General features: G+C 46.2%; 11 protein-coding genes. 5 read left to right on the forward strand and 6 right to left on the reverse strand.

Annotated features, from left to right (window positions below):
* The first annotated feature begins 241 nt into the window (after window positions 1-241).
* Genes ELZ11_RS10550 through ELZ11_RS10565 form a run of 4 tightly spaced genes read left to right on the forward strand, consistent with a single transcriptional unit; the run spans window position 242 to window position 6471 of the window.
* Window positions 242-1129, forward strand: a complete 888-nt coding sequence (locus ELZ11_RS10550; RefSeq protein ID WP_137357367.1) for an ABC transporter six-transmembrane domain-containing protein — start codon at window positions 242-244, stop codon at window positions 1127-1129.
* On the forward strand, window positions 1119-2294 hold the full coding sequence (locus tag ELZ11_RS10555) for an efflux RND transporter periplasmic adaptor subunit (RefSeq protein ID WP_137357368.1): 1176 nt from the start codon (window positions 1119-1121) through the stop codon (window positions 2292-2294). The genes ELZ11_RS10550 and ELZ11_RS10555 overlap by 11 nt, the downstream gene beginning before the upstream one ends.
* Complete coding sequence (locus tag ELZ11_RS10560; RefSeq protein ID WP_137357369.1) at window positions 2291-5440, forward strand: efflux RND transporter permease subunit; 3150 nt, start codon at window positions 2291-2293, stop codon at window positions 5438-5440. Before ELZ11_RS10555 ends, ELZ11_RS10560 begins: the two co-directional genes overlap by 4 nt.
* Window positions 5437-6471 (forward strand): helix-turn-helix transcriptional regulator, encoded by a 1035-nt coding sequence (locus ELZ11_RS10565; RefSeq protein WP_137357370.1) that lies wholly within the window; start codon window positions 5437-5439, stop codon window positions 6469-6471. Before ELZ11_RS10560 ends, ELZ11_RS10565 begins: the two co-directional genes overlap by 4 nt.
* Before the next feature lie 77 nt (window positions 6472-6548).
* Here ELZ11_RS10565 and fruA read toward each other — a convergent pair whose 3' ends face one another.
* Genes fruA through fruB form a run of 3 tightly spaced genes read right to left on the reverse strand, consistent with a single transcriptional unit; the run spans window position 6549 to window position 10448 of the window.
* The gene (fruA, locus tag ELZ11_RS10570; RefSeq protein WP_137357371.1) at window positions 6549-8312 is read right to left on the reverse strand and encodes a PTS fructose transporter subunit IIBC; all 1764 of its coding nucleotides are present in this window, start codon (window positions 8310-8312) and stop codon (window positions 6549-6551) included.
* A gap of 15 nt (window positions 8313-8327) precedes the next feature.
* Window positions 8328-9305: a 1-phosphofructokinase gene (pfkB, locus tag ELZ11_RS10575; RefSeq protein ID WP_137357372.1), complete on the reverse strand. Its 978-nt coding sequence runs from the start codon at window positions 9303-9305 to the stop codon at window positions 8328-8330.
* A 9-nt stretch (window positions 9306-9314) separates the two neighbouring features.
* Window positions 9315-10448, reverse strand: a complete 1134-nt coding sequence (gene fruB, locus ELZ11_RS10580) for a fused PTS fructose transporter subunit IIA/HPr protein (RefSeq protein ID WP_004740266.1) — start codon at window positions 10446-10448, stop codon at window positions 9315-9317.
* A gap of 207 nt (window positions 10449-10655) precedes the next feature.
* Here fruB and cra point away from each other — a divergent pair, with 207 nt between their 5' ends.
* On the forward strand, window positions 10656-11792 hold the full coding sequence (cra, locus tag ELZ11_RS10585) for a catabolite repressor/activator (RefSeq protein WP_137357373.1): 1137 nt from the start codon (window positions 10656-10658) through the stop codon (window positions 11790-11792).
* Between the two features lie 43 nt (window positions 11793-11835).
* On the opposite strand, the gene ELZ11_RS10590 is transcribed toward cra, so the two are convergent.
* The 3 genes from ELZ11_RS10590 to nirD all read right to left on the reverse strand — a co-directional run bounded on the left by ELZ11_RS10590 (window position 11836) and on the right by nirD (window position 15855).
* Window positions 11836-13632 carry a bifunctional protein-serine/threonine kinase/phosphatase gene (locus ELZ11_RS10590; protein ID WP_137357374.1) on the reverse strand — a complete coding sequence of 599 codons (1797 nt, stop codon included), beginning with the start codon at window positions 13630-13632 and terminating at the stop codon, window positions 11836-11838.
* A gap of 215 nt (window positions 13633-13847) precedes the next feature.
* Window positions 13848-15317 (reverse strand): NarK family nitrate/nitrite MFS transporter, encoded by a 1470-nt coding sequence (locus tag ELZ11_RS10595; protein WP_137357375.1) that lies wholly within the window; start codon window positions 15315-15317, stop codon window positions 13848-13850.
* A gap of 205 nt (window positions 15318-15522) precedes the next feature.
* Window positions 15523-15855 carry a nitrite reductase small subunit NirD gene (gene nirD / locus ELZ11_RS10600; RefSeq protein ID WP_137357376.1) on the reverse strand — a complete coding sequence of 111 codons (333 nt, stop codon included), beginning with the start codon at window positions 15853-15855 and terminating at the stop codon, window positions 15523-15525.
* Window positions 15856-15919: the final 64 nt, after the last annotated feature.

The following is a 15919-nucleotide window of genomic DNA, read 5'->3' on the forward strand; positions in this document are numbered from 1 at the left end:
AGTAGTACGAACAGACCCTCGTGTGCAGCTATTGATTAAGCAAGATAAAGCACTTTTTCATGCTCTTTCCTTGTTTTTCATTTTTCTTATCAAGGACAGTAAAGGAGCCAAGGTAAACAAAAGGTAACCGAGTTGCTTGTTTGGCGAGTCTGGTGCCTAATTTTCTAATACAGCAATCTGGGACACTTTTTCCCATGCCGAATTGGTAATACTGACGCCATATTCATTTATGGGCTCAATAATGCTATTCAAACATCCCATCTCTCTGCTAATGATTATTCGGCTTAACCCATTGAAGGTCGCTGCGACTTGGTTAATGGTCCTTGCTGAAAACGTGATGCTTATTCTGTTGCCGCTGTTTATTGGTTACGCCATCGACGGCGTGTTAAACCAAAGCTTCCAGCCTTTGATGATGCTGGCACTGATCCTCTTTGTGTTGGTCATTCTCAGCGTGGTTCGCCGTTTCTACGACACCCGTGTTTATGGGGCGATTCGTGTAAAACTGGCGAATATCGTGGAGCGAAACCTGCGTGGCTTATCTGTATCCACCAAAGACGCTCGTCTCACAATGTCGCGTGAGCTGGTTGATTTCTTAGAAGACGATTTACCCGCTTTGATGACGGCAGTAGTGCAGCTTGTTGCGACTGTGGTGATTCTCTCCACATTCCATTTCTCACTGGCGCTTTGCATGTTGTTTGCTGGGCTGTCGATGCTCGCCATCTATGGTTTGTTCCACCAGACCTTCACGCGGCTTAATGGCCAATTTAACGATCAAGTCGAACAGCAGGTTCAACTGTTGAGCGGTGTTCGCTTGTCTGCGCTTCGTTGGCACTTTGAGCGACTTAAACAGTGTGAAATCAAGCTTTCAGACACTGAGGCGATTGTTTACGGACTGATCTTTACCGTGCTGTTTGGCGCAGTCGTAGGCAATTTGTGGATGGTTAGCCAGCTTATTCAGCCGACTGCAGGACAAGTGTTCTCAATCGTTACCTATTCGCTAGAGTTTGTTGAAACCGCAGTGATGCTACCAATTACGCTGCAAACCCTTTCTCGTCTTACTGAAATCAGTCAGCGACTCAATCATACCTCTGTCCAAGAGGCTACCAAGGAGATGCCTTATGAAGTTTAAAAAGCCACTTTCGGTATTAGTCGGTTGTGCGGCTATCTTTGCTGCCTTGATTGTTGTCGATGAATTGGAACCTGATGCAGTAGAGCCCGTGAAGAGGCAAGCAGTACTGACACCCGCTTCTGTGTTGGAGGTGACCCCTTCGCAGCACGAATCGACGTTAACTGTACTAGGCCTAACCGCTGCTCGCTGGCCAATTCAACTTAAAGCGTCCAGTAGTGCTCAATTGAAATGGTTGAATGAAAGTATCGAACCGGGGAATTTAGTCAAAAAAGGCGATGTGTTAGCAAGGCTAGATACCAGCGCCGTCGATGCGAACTTGGCGCAAGCGTTAAGTGCGTTAAAGCAAGCGGAGTTGGAATTGAAACAGGCTAAGCATGAACAAACTGTCGCTCTCAAGATGCTCAACCCAAAAACAAGTTCGTCCTTTGCACGCAGAGAGCCTCAAGTGCTTGCAGCGAAAGCTAACCTGCAACAAGCTAAACAGGCGTATGTCAGTGCGCAGAAGTTGGTGGAAGAGTCAGTGATTACCGCGCCTTTTGATGCGGTTGTTATGAAGCGCCACATTAGCCCAAGAGAATGGGTAGAGGCGGGGCAAGTGACCTTTGAGTTGGCCGCCAGTGATTCGATTGATATCGAGCTTCCAATCTCTGAATTGCATTGGCAACAAGTACAAGCTGCCTTGGTTAAGCCAAGCATTCGTGTCGTGAGTCGTTCTGGGAATCAATGGCCGGCAAAGGTGCGCTATGTGTCGCCAGAAGTCGAGTCGGTGACTCGCCAAAGACAAATAGTTCTGTCGGTTGAAAATCCTTACCAACACAAGCCTAGGCTTTTCCCTAATCAACAGGTACAGGCTGTGGTTAACCTTGGTCTACAAGGAGACGTAGTCAGTGTGCCTTTGAGTGCGATGACGCGAGATGGGTATGTGTGGACGTTGGACACAGAAGATCGTTTACGAAAAGAGCCGGTAACGCTTATTGGGCAAGGCAGCCAAGAGCTTGATATTCGCTTCAATGATCGAAGTGATAAGGCTCGTCGCGTGGTGCAGTATCCGCTTTCTTCCATGCTTATCGGTAAACAAGTCACGCCTAGGTTCAATGGTAGCCATTCTGAAGCCATGCTCGCGGGTAAATCTGATGTCACACAGATCAAGGAATCAAACCAATGAGTTGGATGACAAAATGGTTCATTAATAACCCTGTCGCTGCCAATTTGTTGATGATGGCGATTGTTATCAGCGGTGTGTTGGCGTTTGGTCAGTTGCGTGTCGAGTCGTTCCCGCAAATCGCGCCATCATCAATCAGTATTACTGTGGCTTATCCTGGCGGTACTGCACAACAGATTGATGAGAGCGTGACGCAACGAATCGAAGAGTCGATCAGTGGCATTGCAGGCATCAAGCAGATTACCAGCCAATCGAGTGCTGGAATGTCACGGGTCGTGGTACGTAAAACCAGCAGTACAGATTTAGACAAATTGTTGGATGACATTCGTAACCAAGTTAACGCTATCAACGGCTTTCCCGTGCAAGCAGAAAGACCGCAAGTGGTGCGTAACGAATTTACCAATTTAGCAGCCTTTGTGGTGGTGTCTGGGCCAAGAACCGATGATGAATTACAACCTATTGCTAAGCAACTTGAACAAGCGCTGAAGAAGAACCCTCAAATTTCAAAGGTTTCAAACTGGGGAACACGAACGCCTCAGTTGGTGATCGAGCCAGACCCTGACCAACTCAAGGCGCTAGGGCTGAGCTTGGAAGATCTTGCAGGTTTAGTTGAGCAGCGTTCTCTAGAGTCTCGTAGCGGTGAGCTAATAAGTGACAAAGGCCGAATGGTAATTCGTGGTGACGGTTATGCCGATGATTTACAGAAGCTTAATCAGCTGGTTGTGATTTCGGGAAGTAACGGAAAAATACACTTGGGAGACATCGCCAAGATTAGCCGAGGCTACCAATACAGCGGCTCTATCGTGCGTAACAACGGCTCTAATGCCATCGCTTTACTAGTCAGTACTAGCCAAACCGATAACCTGCTTAAAATCAGTGAGGCGATCAGCGAAACACTGGATGCACAACGAGCGATTCTACCTTCGGATATTCAGCTGAATACCATGGCTGATATGGCGCCTTACATTGAAGAGCAGCTGTTTCGTTTGAGCGAAAACGCATGGCAAGGCTTGCTCATTGTACTGATTTTGCTTGGGATATTTCTTGAGATTAGGCTCGCTTTTTGGGTCGCGATGGGAATTCCGATTGCACTCGCTGGAACACTTGCCGCAATGCAGCTTTTTAACTACAGCATCAACGACATCACCTTGTTTGGTTTTATCTTGGTACTCGGTGTGCTGGTGGATGACGCTGTGGTTGTGGGTGAAGCGATATATGAAAAACGGACGCGTAGCACCGGCTATTCTTCTAATATAAATGGCAAGACAGCCGCTTGGCAGGGCGTGCATTCCGTTTCGGTGGCAACTGTATTTGGTGTGCTAACGACCATTGCTGCATTTTCTCCCATGTTATGGATTAACAATGAACTGGCTAAGGTGCTTGCTGGGTTTTCGGCCGTGGTGATCTTCGCTTTGATCTTCTCGCTGATTGAAAGCAAATTCATTCTACCGTCGCACTTGGCTCAGCTCTCTGTGAAAAAGCCATCGACCAGTATTTTTGCCACGGTTCAGAATGCGGCTCAAGGTGGGTTGCAGTGGTTCAATCTTAACGTTTACAAGCCAGTATTGGAGTTCACACTTGGCTACAAGGTGGCGTCTTTGCTTGGGTTTGTGGCGGTTATCTCACTGGCATATGGTATGTGGTCGAACGGGGCGATTCGAAGTGCACTGTTCCCTGAGATTCCGGGGCGTTATATCACGGCTGTTATTGAACTGGAAGATGGTGCGCCGTTGCCACTGCAGCGCCAAGCTTTGCTGCAAGTAGAGCAAGCGATGACTCAGGTGGAGAAAGGCTTAATGGACGATTATCCGTTACAAGAAAAGCCCGTGGTGAACCTGCTTGCTTGGTCTGATGGCTATGGCGAAATTGAAGTCACTGCCGAACTTACCAATGAATCTTTAAGCTTATTGCCGGGTAATTTACTGCTGAAACGATGGCGCGAAAGTACTGGGCAAGTTGAAGGGGCCTATTCGGTCAAATTCAGCGCAGCAGAGGAGCCTGCTGGCGGCACATTCCTGACGATTTCCTCCAACGATCGTGAGTTAGCGTCTCGTGTCAGTGAACAGCTAGCAGATACTTTAGCGTCCTTAAAAGGCGTTTCGGATGTTTACGATGATGGTCAGGATGGTTTACCACAAGTTCGCTTAGTGCTGAATCAATATGGTCAGCAGCTTGGCTTAACGCAAGCCACGCTAGCTCAACTTGCAGGCGAAGCATTTGGCGAGCGGGAAGTTCATCGTCTTTTAGAAAATGGGCAAGAGACCAATGTATTGCTGCAATACCCAAGGGATGAGCGCAGAACCTTAGCTCAGCTACAGCAAGCCATTATCATGTTGCCGAACGGTGGTAGCGTAATGATTGGCGATATTGCTGAGTTCCGTCACGAGCAAGAGCCGCAAGTGGTTTATCGTCGAGACCGAGAGCAAGTGATTAACCTCTATTGGAAGCAAAACCGTGACCTGCAATCACCAGAGAAAACACGTGAGCAACTTGAAGATACGATTGAGTCTCTGCACCTTCAATATCCAAGCGTCACCATCAGAGCGGGCGGTGAGTTTGAAGAGATAGGGGAAGTGTCGGATGGCTTTAAATCAGCGATGATTCTGACTCTGCTGATGATCTACATCTTGTTGGCGGTGCCTTTGAAGTCTTACTGGCAACCAATGATCATCATGGCAGTCATCCCGTTTGGATTCGCAGGCGCGATTTTTGGTCACTACTTGATGGACTTGCCGATCAGCATTCTTTCGATGTTCGGCATGATGGCCATGACGGGGATCGTGATTAACGATTCGTTGGTGCTGATCACGCGTTTTAATGCTGAATATCGCCAAGGTGTGCCACTACAGAAGGCGTTAGTAATTGCAGGCACCAGCCGTTTGAGAGCGATCTTCTTAACTACGATAACCACTGTGTGTGGCTTGCTGCCTTTACTAAGTGAAACGGCAGAACAAGCACAATATCTAAAGCCTGCAGCGGTATCCTTGGTATTTGGTGAACTGTTTGCCACTGCGGTAACGCTGATTCTGATACCTGTGTTGCTTGGTCTGTTTTGCCGAAAAGCGCCTCAAGCTGAAGATCTAATTGAAAAAGAGCCGGTCGAACAAGAACCACATGTACAGACACAGCTCACTTTGGAGCGCTCATGATTGATTTTATAAAGGACAAAGACGATAGTGAAGCCAAGCGATCGAATTCGATCAAGTGGAAAGAGACAAGAGCTTCTATGTCTGAGAACAAAGACCGTATGACGCAACAGAGCAAACCTGACTATCACTCAGTGCCTGGCTTTAAACTGGTGCCTGAGATTGCGTTGGTTGAATCTTTACCAGAACACCTTCAAAAACGCTTTAGCCATGCACTTAATTTAATGCATGAAGAGTGGGGTGAGCGTCGCACCTGGGAAGAAATAGCAACTGAGAGCGCGATCTCGCCATACCATTTTCATCGCCAGTTTACTGAGCTGTTTAATGAAACTCCGGGGCAATACTTAAGCCGAGTACGTCTACAGATTGCCGTTAGTTTGTTGATCAATGACGAGCCATGGAGCGTGATTGAGATTGCTCAGTATTGTGGGTTCTCGTCGTCACAATCGTTAGGCAAGGCGCTCAAGCGTGAGCTGGGCGTGACGGCAAAGCACATCCGAGAAATGGGTTACAACGCGACCCCAAAAGAGACGGCTGATTTTATTCAGAGATTGGCGCATCCGGGTGTGCAGTCTTCCATCGAAAAAGAGTTGGTTAAGTCGATGCCGACAGAGTTGGTTTGGTATCCGGAACGCGGTATGCAGAAGCTCAAACTAGACGACCCAGACTGGGATACCGCGTTTGAAATGTATGGTCTGAAATCAACACAACTTATGGGCACAACACCAATTAAGCAGATGAGAAACAAGTGGGACGACATAGACGCTGAAATCGGTAACTGGCAAGTGGCTAAAGAGCGGTACGATATGACCATTCCAGAAGGATACTACTTGTGCAGCGATGTTTATCTGGTTTCCGATGTCGCCTACAGCACGGCTTTAGAGGCGCTGTTTAACGCGGTTAAGCAACAAGGCTTACAGTTAGACGTAGACGGATATTTGGTGGAGATGATTCGCCATATAGATGATGACGATGTGGAAGGGGTGACTTTCTCTTTCCAGCTGCCGGTTTTAACCACACAAGATAGCGAATAATAAAAAGGCTCCTCATATGAGGAGCCTTTGTTTAATAATAAGCCGCTTTATAGAAGGAGCTTAACAGAGTAGGGGGATTAAGCCTCTGCCGTTACTTTAGAGCTGCTCATCTTTTTAAGTGCTGCGTAGCCAAAGCCTGTTACTAACGTACCTGCTGCAATTGCCACTAGGTACATAAGTACTGGAGAGATAGCGCCAGGAATCAGTAGCACGAATAGACCGCCGTGTGGAGCCATCAGCTGTGCACCAAACATCATTGATAGAGCACCCGTTAGTGCACCACCTGCCATACATGCTGGGATAACACGCATTGGGTCTTTCGCTGCGAATGGAATCGCACCTTCAGAGATGAAACATAGACCAAGAACGAATGATGCTTTACCCGCTTCACGCTCGCCTGCTTCAAACTTGTCTTTCACAAGGAAAGTTGCAAGGCCCATACCTAGAGCTGGAACCATACCTGCTGCCATGATAGCTGCCATTGGAGCGTAAGTTTGCGAAGCCAGTAGACCAACACCGAATGTGTAAGCGGCTTTGTTTACCGGCCCACCAAGGTCGAAACACATCATTGCGCCTAGAATCACACCCAGAAGAATCGCGTTAGACGTACCCATGTTGTTTAGGAAGTCTGTCATTGCGCTCATTACGCCAGAAACAGGACCACCTACGATGTAAACCATCACAAGGCCAGTGAACAAACTCGCGATAAACGGAATGATCAGGATTGGTTTAAGCGCTTCCATCGATTGTGGAAGTTGAACTTTGTCGGCAATGAACTTCGCAGAGTAACCCGCAATGAAACCAGCTGCGATACCACCTAGGAAGCCTGCGCCCGTTGAGCTAGCCAGCATACCGCCGATTAGACCAGGAGCAAGACCCGGACGGTCAGCAATCGAGAATGCAATGAAACCAGCAAGTACAGGAATCATCAGTGCGAATGCAGAACCACCACCGATAGTCATCAGTGCAGCTGCTAGTGTGCCTTCTTCTTTAAACGCTTCGATACCGAATACGAAAGAAAGAGCGATGATCAAACCACCCGCAACAACCACTGGAAGCATGTGAGATACACCTGTCATAAGGTGCTTGTACACGCCTTTCTTCTCATCAGCTGGTGCAGCTTGTGAAGAAGAAGCTGTGTGTTGGTATGGCTTAGCTTCAGCGAACGCTTTCTCAACTTCTTGTTGAGTCTTCTTAAGAGCTGGACTGGTTGTTGTTTTGTAAAGAGGCTTACCGTTGAAACGATCCAGTGGAACGTCGATGTCTGCTGCGATGATAACTAGGTCAGCGTCTGCGATTTCTTGGTCTGTTAGTTGGTTTTTCGCACCTACAGAGCCGCGAGTTTCTACTTTGATTTGGTGACCTAGGCGTTTGCCTTCTGCTTCAAGCGCTTCTGCTGCCATGAAGGTATGTGCAACACCCGTTGGACAAGCAGTAATCGCAACGATCTTTTTGCTGCCTGTGCTTGCTGTTGTAGAAGAGTTTACTGAAGTACCAGTCACTTCAACAGTGCTTTCAACTTGAGATGCGTCTAATACCGTTGCTTCTGCTACCGCTTTCTCTAGAAATGCTTTTGCATCTGCAGTGCACTCAGAGATAGCTGCTTGGTAAACCTTTTTGCCTACGAAACGTGTTTTATCAATGTTTGTGTTAGCTGCAATAACCACAACGTCGCTGCTGTCGATAGCGTCTTGTGATACTGGAGACTCAGGTAGTACGCTTGATTGGCATTCAATAGCGGCGTTCCAACCCAGTGCTTTTGTTGCTTGCTCTAACAAGCCTGCTGCGATGATGCTGTTTGCTACGCCACTTGGGCAAGCTGTGATAATGGTAATATTCATAATAAACCTTTTGTCCTATTTGCTTGTGTCTAACTGGTTAGTTGGAGCACCAAGCACCTGTAATTGGATATTTTGTAGTACTGAATCCAGCTCTTGTTGGCTGGTTACACCGACCCCTACCTGCGAAACGGCTAGAGCAGATAGGGCGGTTGCGAATTTGATAAGTTCTGGTTTTGGCATTTGCTGCATATGACCCCAACATAGACCAGCAACTAAGGTGTCGCCTGCGCCTACAGTGCTCACTACTTGCATACGCGGTGGTTGAGCATGTAACCATTCACCTTGGTTAAGCCACATCACGCCTTCAGCGCCAAGTGATACCACGATGTTGTCGATGCCTTTTTCGCTTAGGGCTTGGCCTGCGTGTTGGCATTGGTCACGTGTTGTCAGTTCAGCATTGAATAGCTGAGAAAGTTCTTCATCGTTCGGCTTTATCAACCAAGGCTGTGCATTGATACCAGCTTTAAGTGCATCACGGCTGCTGTCGAAAAGAACCTTTTTGCCTAGGTCACGTAAGCGTTGTACCCAAGAAGCGCATAGCTCTGGTGATACGCCTTGTGGCAAGCTGCCAGCAATCACGAAATAATCGTGTGTTTCAGCCAGTTCTAGCAAGGTTTCTTCAAACGCTTTAATTGCGTCAGCATTAACAGGAACACCAGGGAAGTTGATGTCGCTTACTTGACCAGAGTGCTCTACCAGTTTCACGTTGATGCGAGTCGCGCCGTCAACACGGATGAAGCGGTCAGTTGCACCCATCTGTTCGAACAGTTGGCAGAAGGCCTCTTCGTTATTGCGACCAAGGAAACCTGTTACGGTCACTTTCGTACCAAGCTCTGAAAGCACTTTTGCTACGTTTACGCCTTTGCCTGCGGCGTGCAGAGAACCTTGATTCACTAGGCTTACCGAGCCAACATTCAGTGCATCGATAGCGCCTGTTAGGTCTAGGGCAGGGTTTAGCGTAACGGTAACGGCTTTGATTTGTTTATCAGACATATCGATTCCTTAACCTTCGCCAAGACCTGAAGCGATAGCTTTACCGATCGATTCAAGTGCTTGTGCTGCATCATCACCTTCAGCAACGAACTGAAGCTGGTGGCCATGTTTCACGCCAAGAGCGATGACTTTCATTAAGCTCTTCGCGTTTACTTCTTTTCCGTCGCCATCTAGGTTTGAAACGCGGATAGAAGACTCGAATTTCTTCGCTTCAGCAACCAACATTGCACCAGGACGAGCATGTAGGCCGTGTGCGTTCTTAATTTTGAATACTGCGCAGTTGTCATCGCCTTCAGACGCTGTAGAAACTGCTTCACCTTTAAGAAGGCCAATCACTTGTGCAACGTCAGCAGTTAATAGTTGTTGCTGTTTACCTTCAAAAACCATTTTACTTAGGTTCGTTAGAATAGACTGGTGCGCGCTGTTACAAGCCGCGAATGCCACAAGAGCTTTTACTGGTGTGCCTTCGAATTCACAATCGTTCGCTGTAGAAACGAAAGACACGCCGGTGCGAGTTACGCCTTTATCGCTACCCAATAACCACAGGCCTTGGCCTAGGTGAGTTGGAGTTTTTGTTACTAGGTCAGCAACAAATGCGTTGTCTGTACAACCTGTGTTCTTCAGTAGACCGCCTGCAACAGCAGACATTTGAACCATGTCGCTTGCTGGGAACAGTAGCTGCACTAAAGAAGCGTCTAGATCAGCTTCTAGCTGAACTTCGCCATTAAGTAGGGCGATGATTTCGTCTTCTGATTTCGCTTGTTTGAGTTTCTCTTCAACACCGTCCGCCGCTAGAACCTTTGTTAGCTGCTTAAGGATGCCTAAGTGCTCGTCAGATTTCGCTGCAATACCAATTGCTACGTAAACACGGTTGCCGTCTGCCCAATCAATACCTTCAGGGAAGTGGTGTACTGCAACGCCTGTCTCTTTTACAAGGCCGCGAGTGTCTGTGGTGCCGTGAGGGATCGCGATGCCGTTACCAAGAAATGTAGAGTTTTGGTTTTCACGGTTCAGCATTCCTTCTACATAACCAGAGTCCACTAGGCCTTTCGCAGTTAGGTCGCCAGCAATGTTTTGAATAGCCTTGAATTTATCATCGGCCGTTTGACCAAGAGTGATGTCAGATTTTGATAATTTAAGCATGGTGCCTCTTTAGCGTATCGCTTGAGAATTTGTGTATCGCTACGATTCAGCTTAGAGCAAGTGATAATGAGCTTTACTCGTTGCTTTGCTCTTTGTGCTGAATCGGTTCAGCATTCGGTGTAAAAAAAATTCAGCAAAGCCAATTTTGATAACCAAAACAGTTTTGCTGCGTGTCGTTAGCTTGGTTTGTCTCGTTAGTAACGACAAATGACGTTCAATCCATTCAAAAGGATGATTGAAGTCACTTTTCAGATTTTGCTGAATCCTTTCAGCTTTTATACTGAATCGATTCAGCATATAATTCAACTAATCCAAGGATCAAAAGATTGGTTATATGATCCTACGCACAAAATACAGGTCACCCATATGACACTAGATGAGATTGCCAAACTAGCCGGTGTGTCGAAAACGACAGCCAGCTATGTGATTAACGGCAAGGCGCAAAAATACAGAATCAGTGAAAAGACTCAGCAGAAAGTAATGGCGGTGGTAGACGAGTATAACTACCGACCAGACCATGCCGCTTCGTCGCTGCGTGCTGGTAATAGCCGTTCATTTGGTTTAATCATTCCGGATCTAGAGAATACCAGTTACGCGCGTTTAGCTAAGTTGTTGGAGCAAAACTCACGTAAGGCTGGCTACCAAATTTTGATCGGTTGTTCAGACGATGAACCAGAGACAGAAATGAAAGTGGCAGAAGCCTTAGTCAGTCGTCGAATCGACGCTTTGTTTGTTGCAAGCGCGATGATTGACGCCAATGATTTTTATCTCAAACTTCAAAAATCTGGCACGCCGGTTATTGCGATTGACCGTCCATTGGATGATGAGCATTTCTCATGTGTAATCAGTGAAGACTTTGGTGCAGCATTTGAGTTAACTCAGTCTCTACTAGAAGAAGACATCGAGTCAGTGGGCCTCATTGGAGCATTATCTGAACTTAACATTTCTCGTGAGCGTCAGTTGGGCTTTGAGTCTGCGATAAAAGCCAAGCAGAAACTTTCCGTTATTGGATATGGCGAACACTTTAACCGAGAGTCGGGTAAAGCCGTGTTAGAGCAATGGTTACAGGAAGATAAGTTACCTGATGCAATAGTGACTACGTCTTATACTTTGCTTGAAGGGGTTCTAGATGTGTTATTGGAAAAGCCAGAATTAATGAGCACATTAAAATTGGCAACTTTTGGTGATAACCGCTTGCTTGATTTCCTGCCAACCAAAATCAATTCTTTGCCACAGCAATTTGAAGTGATAGCGGATAGTGCGTTGGCATTAGCGCTTAATGCGTCAGCAAAGCGTTATCAAGCTGGAATTGAGTTGGTGCCTCGTAAAATAGTCAAGCGCTAACTATATGTAGATGAATGAATGCCTCGCAACTTGCGAGGCATTTTTATATCAGTATTAAAAACTCCGCAATCGCTACGGTAGCAAACATGACAGCTAGGCACTTCCAGAAAAAAACTGGGTTACGTTGTAATACGGGTTGCTGTTTGAATTCTTTTTCTAGTTGTTGATTCGGGCGAGTAAGATCGGTGACAAATTCACCGAGCACTTGATAACGACATTTTGGATTTGGGTGGCAGGCTTTCTTGATAGTTAGATCTAACCAGTTTGGCAAATGCGACCGATCATGGAGCATTGAACGATATTGCCAAGATTGATGGCGTGCTTGAGATAGGGACTGAGTGTCTACTTCTTTGTAGGGTAAGTGGCCAGTGAGCATTTCGTAGCAAATGACTGCAACGGAAAACAAATCCGATTGGGTCGAAGCTGAGGACCCGTTCAAATATTCCGGTGCGATGTAATTAGCGGCGCCGAGTGGTGGGAGCGGGGAGTCGTCTTGCTGAATCTCTTCCAGTCCTTTAACGAGTACAGCACCAAGGTCGATTAGCTTAATATCGCCCGAGGGTAGAATCATTATGTTTTCGGGCTTGAGGTCGCGGTGCACCATCTCCGCCCTTTGTAGTACGCGTACCGCACTTATCACACCTTTAATGATGTTTCTTACTGTATCAACTTCAGGTTCTGGGTTGTCGTACATCCATTGTCGTAACGTTATCCCTTGGATCGGTTCGCATAACTGATACAAGAACTTCGAATCGAGTGGGCTTGGATAAACCTTCATGATTCGGGGATTGTCTAGCTGAGAACCTGCCCATTGCTCATTACAGAAACTTACAAGGGTTTGCCTATCATCGCTGTAGTGCAGAGACGGTGTTTTAAGAACGAATCTTTGGTGAGTTTCTATCTGTCTAACTTCGTATACATGGCTCCGAGCACCAGCATGAATCACTTTAGTGACTTCGAAGTTATCAATTCTATTTCCTAGAGTTAGTGCTGGCGGAATCGCTCGGCTTTGCAACTTGTGTTGAAACTCTATTGCGGAAGGTGCAGGCAGTTGTGTGACTTCGACAATCAGGCTTGTAATGTTGTCTTTACTACTTTGGCTAAGCGCTTTATGGCAAATAGATTGAGCTTGGTGCTCTAGGTTAGGGGCTGAGTTTTCAAGTTCAGTGACCAATTCTTGTGATGGTAGATATTCATGGACACCATCAGTGGTGAGAAGGAAAACGTCGCCTTGCTCTATGGTGAGGGTTTGATAGTCAATATCGAGTTTATTATCCATGCCTAATGCACGAGTGAGGAAGTGGTTATTGCCAAAGCTGTTACGTTGATGGTCACGAGTCAGCAAACGTAATTTTCCATTTCGGAACAGGTAAATACGGCTATCACCGACGTGGAAAATATGAGCGGTATTGGACTTGAATATCACGGTACTAAAAGTAGTGACTAAACCGTTATGGGCTAAATTTTGTTTTTCACTAGAGTTGAATAACCAAGAGTTAAGAGCAGTTAGAACTTTTTGGCCGGAGTGTTTTACTGTCCAACTATTTGGGGTCGCATAATAGTCCGTAACGAACTGTATCACGCTTGTGTGGCTTGCTTGTTGGCCGTGATCGCTGCAACTGACGCCATCGGCAATGCATGCAATGCTTCCTTTTAGCTCTCGTTCTGAAAGTGTAGAAGGGTGCTTTACTATTAATGCATCTTGGTTTTCATCTCTTAGACCTTGTAGCGAACAACCGCCATATCTGAGCTCTAGCTGTTTACTTAACTGCTTACTGTTTTGAGCTACATTGGGGCTGGTCGTAGCGCTATGTTGTGGGTTTTGAAAGGTCTGATCCATTCCAATTCCTTTGGCTAAAGTGAAACTCAGCGAAGAACAAAAGCCCTAACTGTACTTTTAATTTAAGATCTGCTCCTTGGGCTAAAGCGATCGATTAAGTTTAAAAGTGACAGTAGAGCCTTTGAACGACAACCTACAGTCTTATCTTCATCGGAGAATAAAGATAAGACTGAGGCTGACTCCCGATTTGATGAAAGACGAATTACATAGTTACGTTAATGCGAAACATCGATTAATGTGACGCTTCCATCGTCATTTACTTCGGCTATCTTTCCGTTTGGCTCTTCCATAAAGAGTAGCGTGATGAAGCCCAATACGGCCGTGCCAGCGATGACTAAGAAAAAGGTTTGGTAAGACACAAAAGACAACACAGTTAAATAAACCACAGCGCCAACGTTGCCATATGCGCCAGTCATACCTGCTATTTGCCCCGTCATTCGACGTTTAATGAGAGGTACTGTCGCGAATACCGCTCCTTCTCCCGCCTGAACAAAGAAAGAGCACCCCATTGCAGCAACAACCGCTAACCATACTGGCCATGTGTTCTCTACCTGACCCATTGCGAAGTAACCCACAGCTAAGCCTGCCGTTAGAATAAGTAGCGTTGGTTTACGACCAAACTTGTCAGAAATCCAACCGCCACCAGGGCGAGACATCAGGTTCATGAAGGCATAAGCTGAAGCGACCATACCCGCAAGAACTGGCGTTAATTCAAAGGTTTCAGAAAAGAACAGAGGCAACATTGAGATGACTGCGAGCTCTGAACCAAACGTTGCAAAGTAAAGTACATTTAAAACGGCGACTTGTTTGAACTTGTATCGATGAACCTCGGGTACTTCTTCTTTAAAAACGTTACGGTTTACTTTCCATACTTGAGAGACTTCATAGATGTACAGAACAACGAGTGCAGTATAAATCGCGTTTACTACAAGTGCTGATAGCATATTGATGCCCGATGGGGACAGCTTCCATGCGAGTAGTGCGAGAGCGGCATACATAGGGATCTTCATAATGAGTAGGAAGAAAAAGTCACCCTTTGATGTCACTTCCATAGCGGATACTTGCTTGGGTTTGAAATAAGTTGAGCCCTTTGGTGTGTCTGTCACGTTCTTATAGAAAATGAACGAAAATGCTAGGCTCATGACTCCAGTAATACCCACGGCATATCGCCAACCATCTTCGCCACCAAACATTAATGCTAAGGTCGGTAAAGTAAATGCTGCGGCAGCGGAACCAAAGTTACCCCAGCCACCATAAATGCCTTCAGCCGTGCCAAGCTCATTGTGAGGAAACCATTCAGAAACCAAGCGGATTCCAATAACAAAACCAGCACCAATGAAACCTAATAAGAATCTCGCGATAGCGGCCTGCATAAATGAGTCGGCAAACGCGAACATGAAACATGGGATTGAACAAACCGCAAGCAGGGTAGAATAAACCAACCTCGGCCCATATTTGTCTGTGAGCATGCCAATGATAACGCGCGCTGGAATCGTTAGCGCAACGTTCAGGATCAACAAGGTTTTGATTTCTTCTGTGCTTAGTCCTAGTTCTGTTTTAACCATTTGTAGTAGGGGAGCGAAGTTAAACCACACAACAAAGGTGATAAAAAATGCCATCCAACTGAGGTGTAATACTTTCATTTTTCCTGTAAATGACAGCAGCGAAAATTTTGTACTTTCCATTTAAAAGTCCTTTATATCAAGGTAATACCAAGTTATTTCTTCTGAGAGCTTGGTATTTTTCCCTAGCCTTTGGTTATGCTTGTCCGTGATGCCATTGGTTAGTTAATGGCATCAGTCGGAGTGTCATATTTATTCTTGGCGATGAAGCTATATTCTTGTTTAGCTAAACATCCAGCGAGCAAGTGTTTAACGACTCACAATGAAGTTATTGAGGCCGTTGGACTTGAATCTCATCACCATGTTTTCTGACTTCAAAGGTTTGCAATTGATGCTGTGGCTCTTCTAAACACTCTCCCGTTTCTAGGTGAAAGTGTTGCTTGTAGAGCGGAGAGGCCACATAGGGTTCACCACTGAGTGAGCCAATAATACCGCGAGACATAACATTTGCCTTACCAATTGGGTCGAAATTAGATAACCCATACAACTTGTCTTGGCGTTTGCAGTAGAAAATAGCTACTTGGGTGTCTTCAATGAGCGCACATATGCCCGTATTAGGGGTTAAATCATTCGTATTACAGACGGTAGTCCAATCTTTCATGACATTCTCCTTGTCAAAACTATCTAGAAATTATTCGTTTGATGGCGTTGCCGTTGATCCACCT

It is taken from the genome of Vibrio profundi (assembly GCF_005281835.1).
Lineage (GTDB): Bacteria > Pseudomonadota > Gammaproteobacteria > Enterobacterales > Vibrionaceae > Vibrio > Vibrio profundi.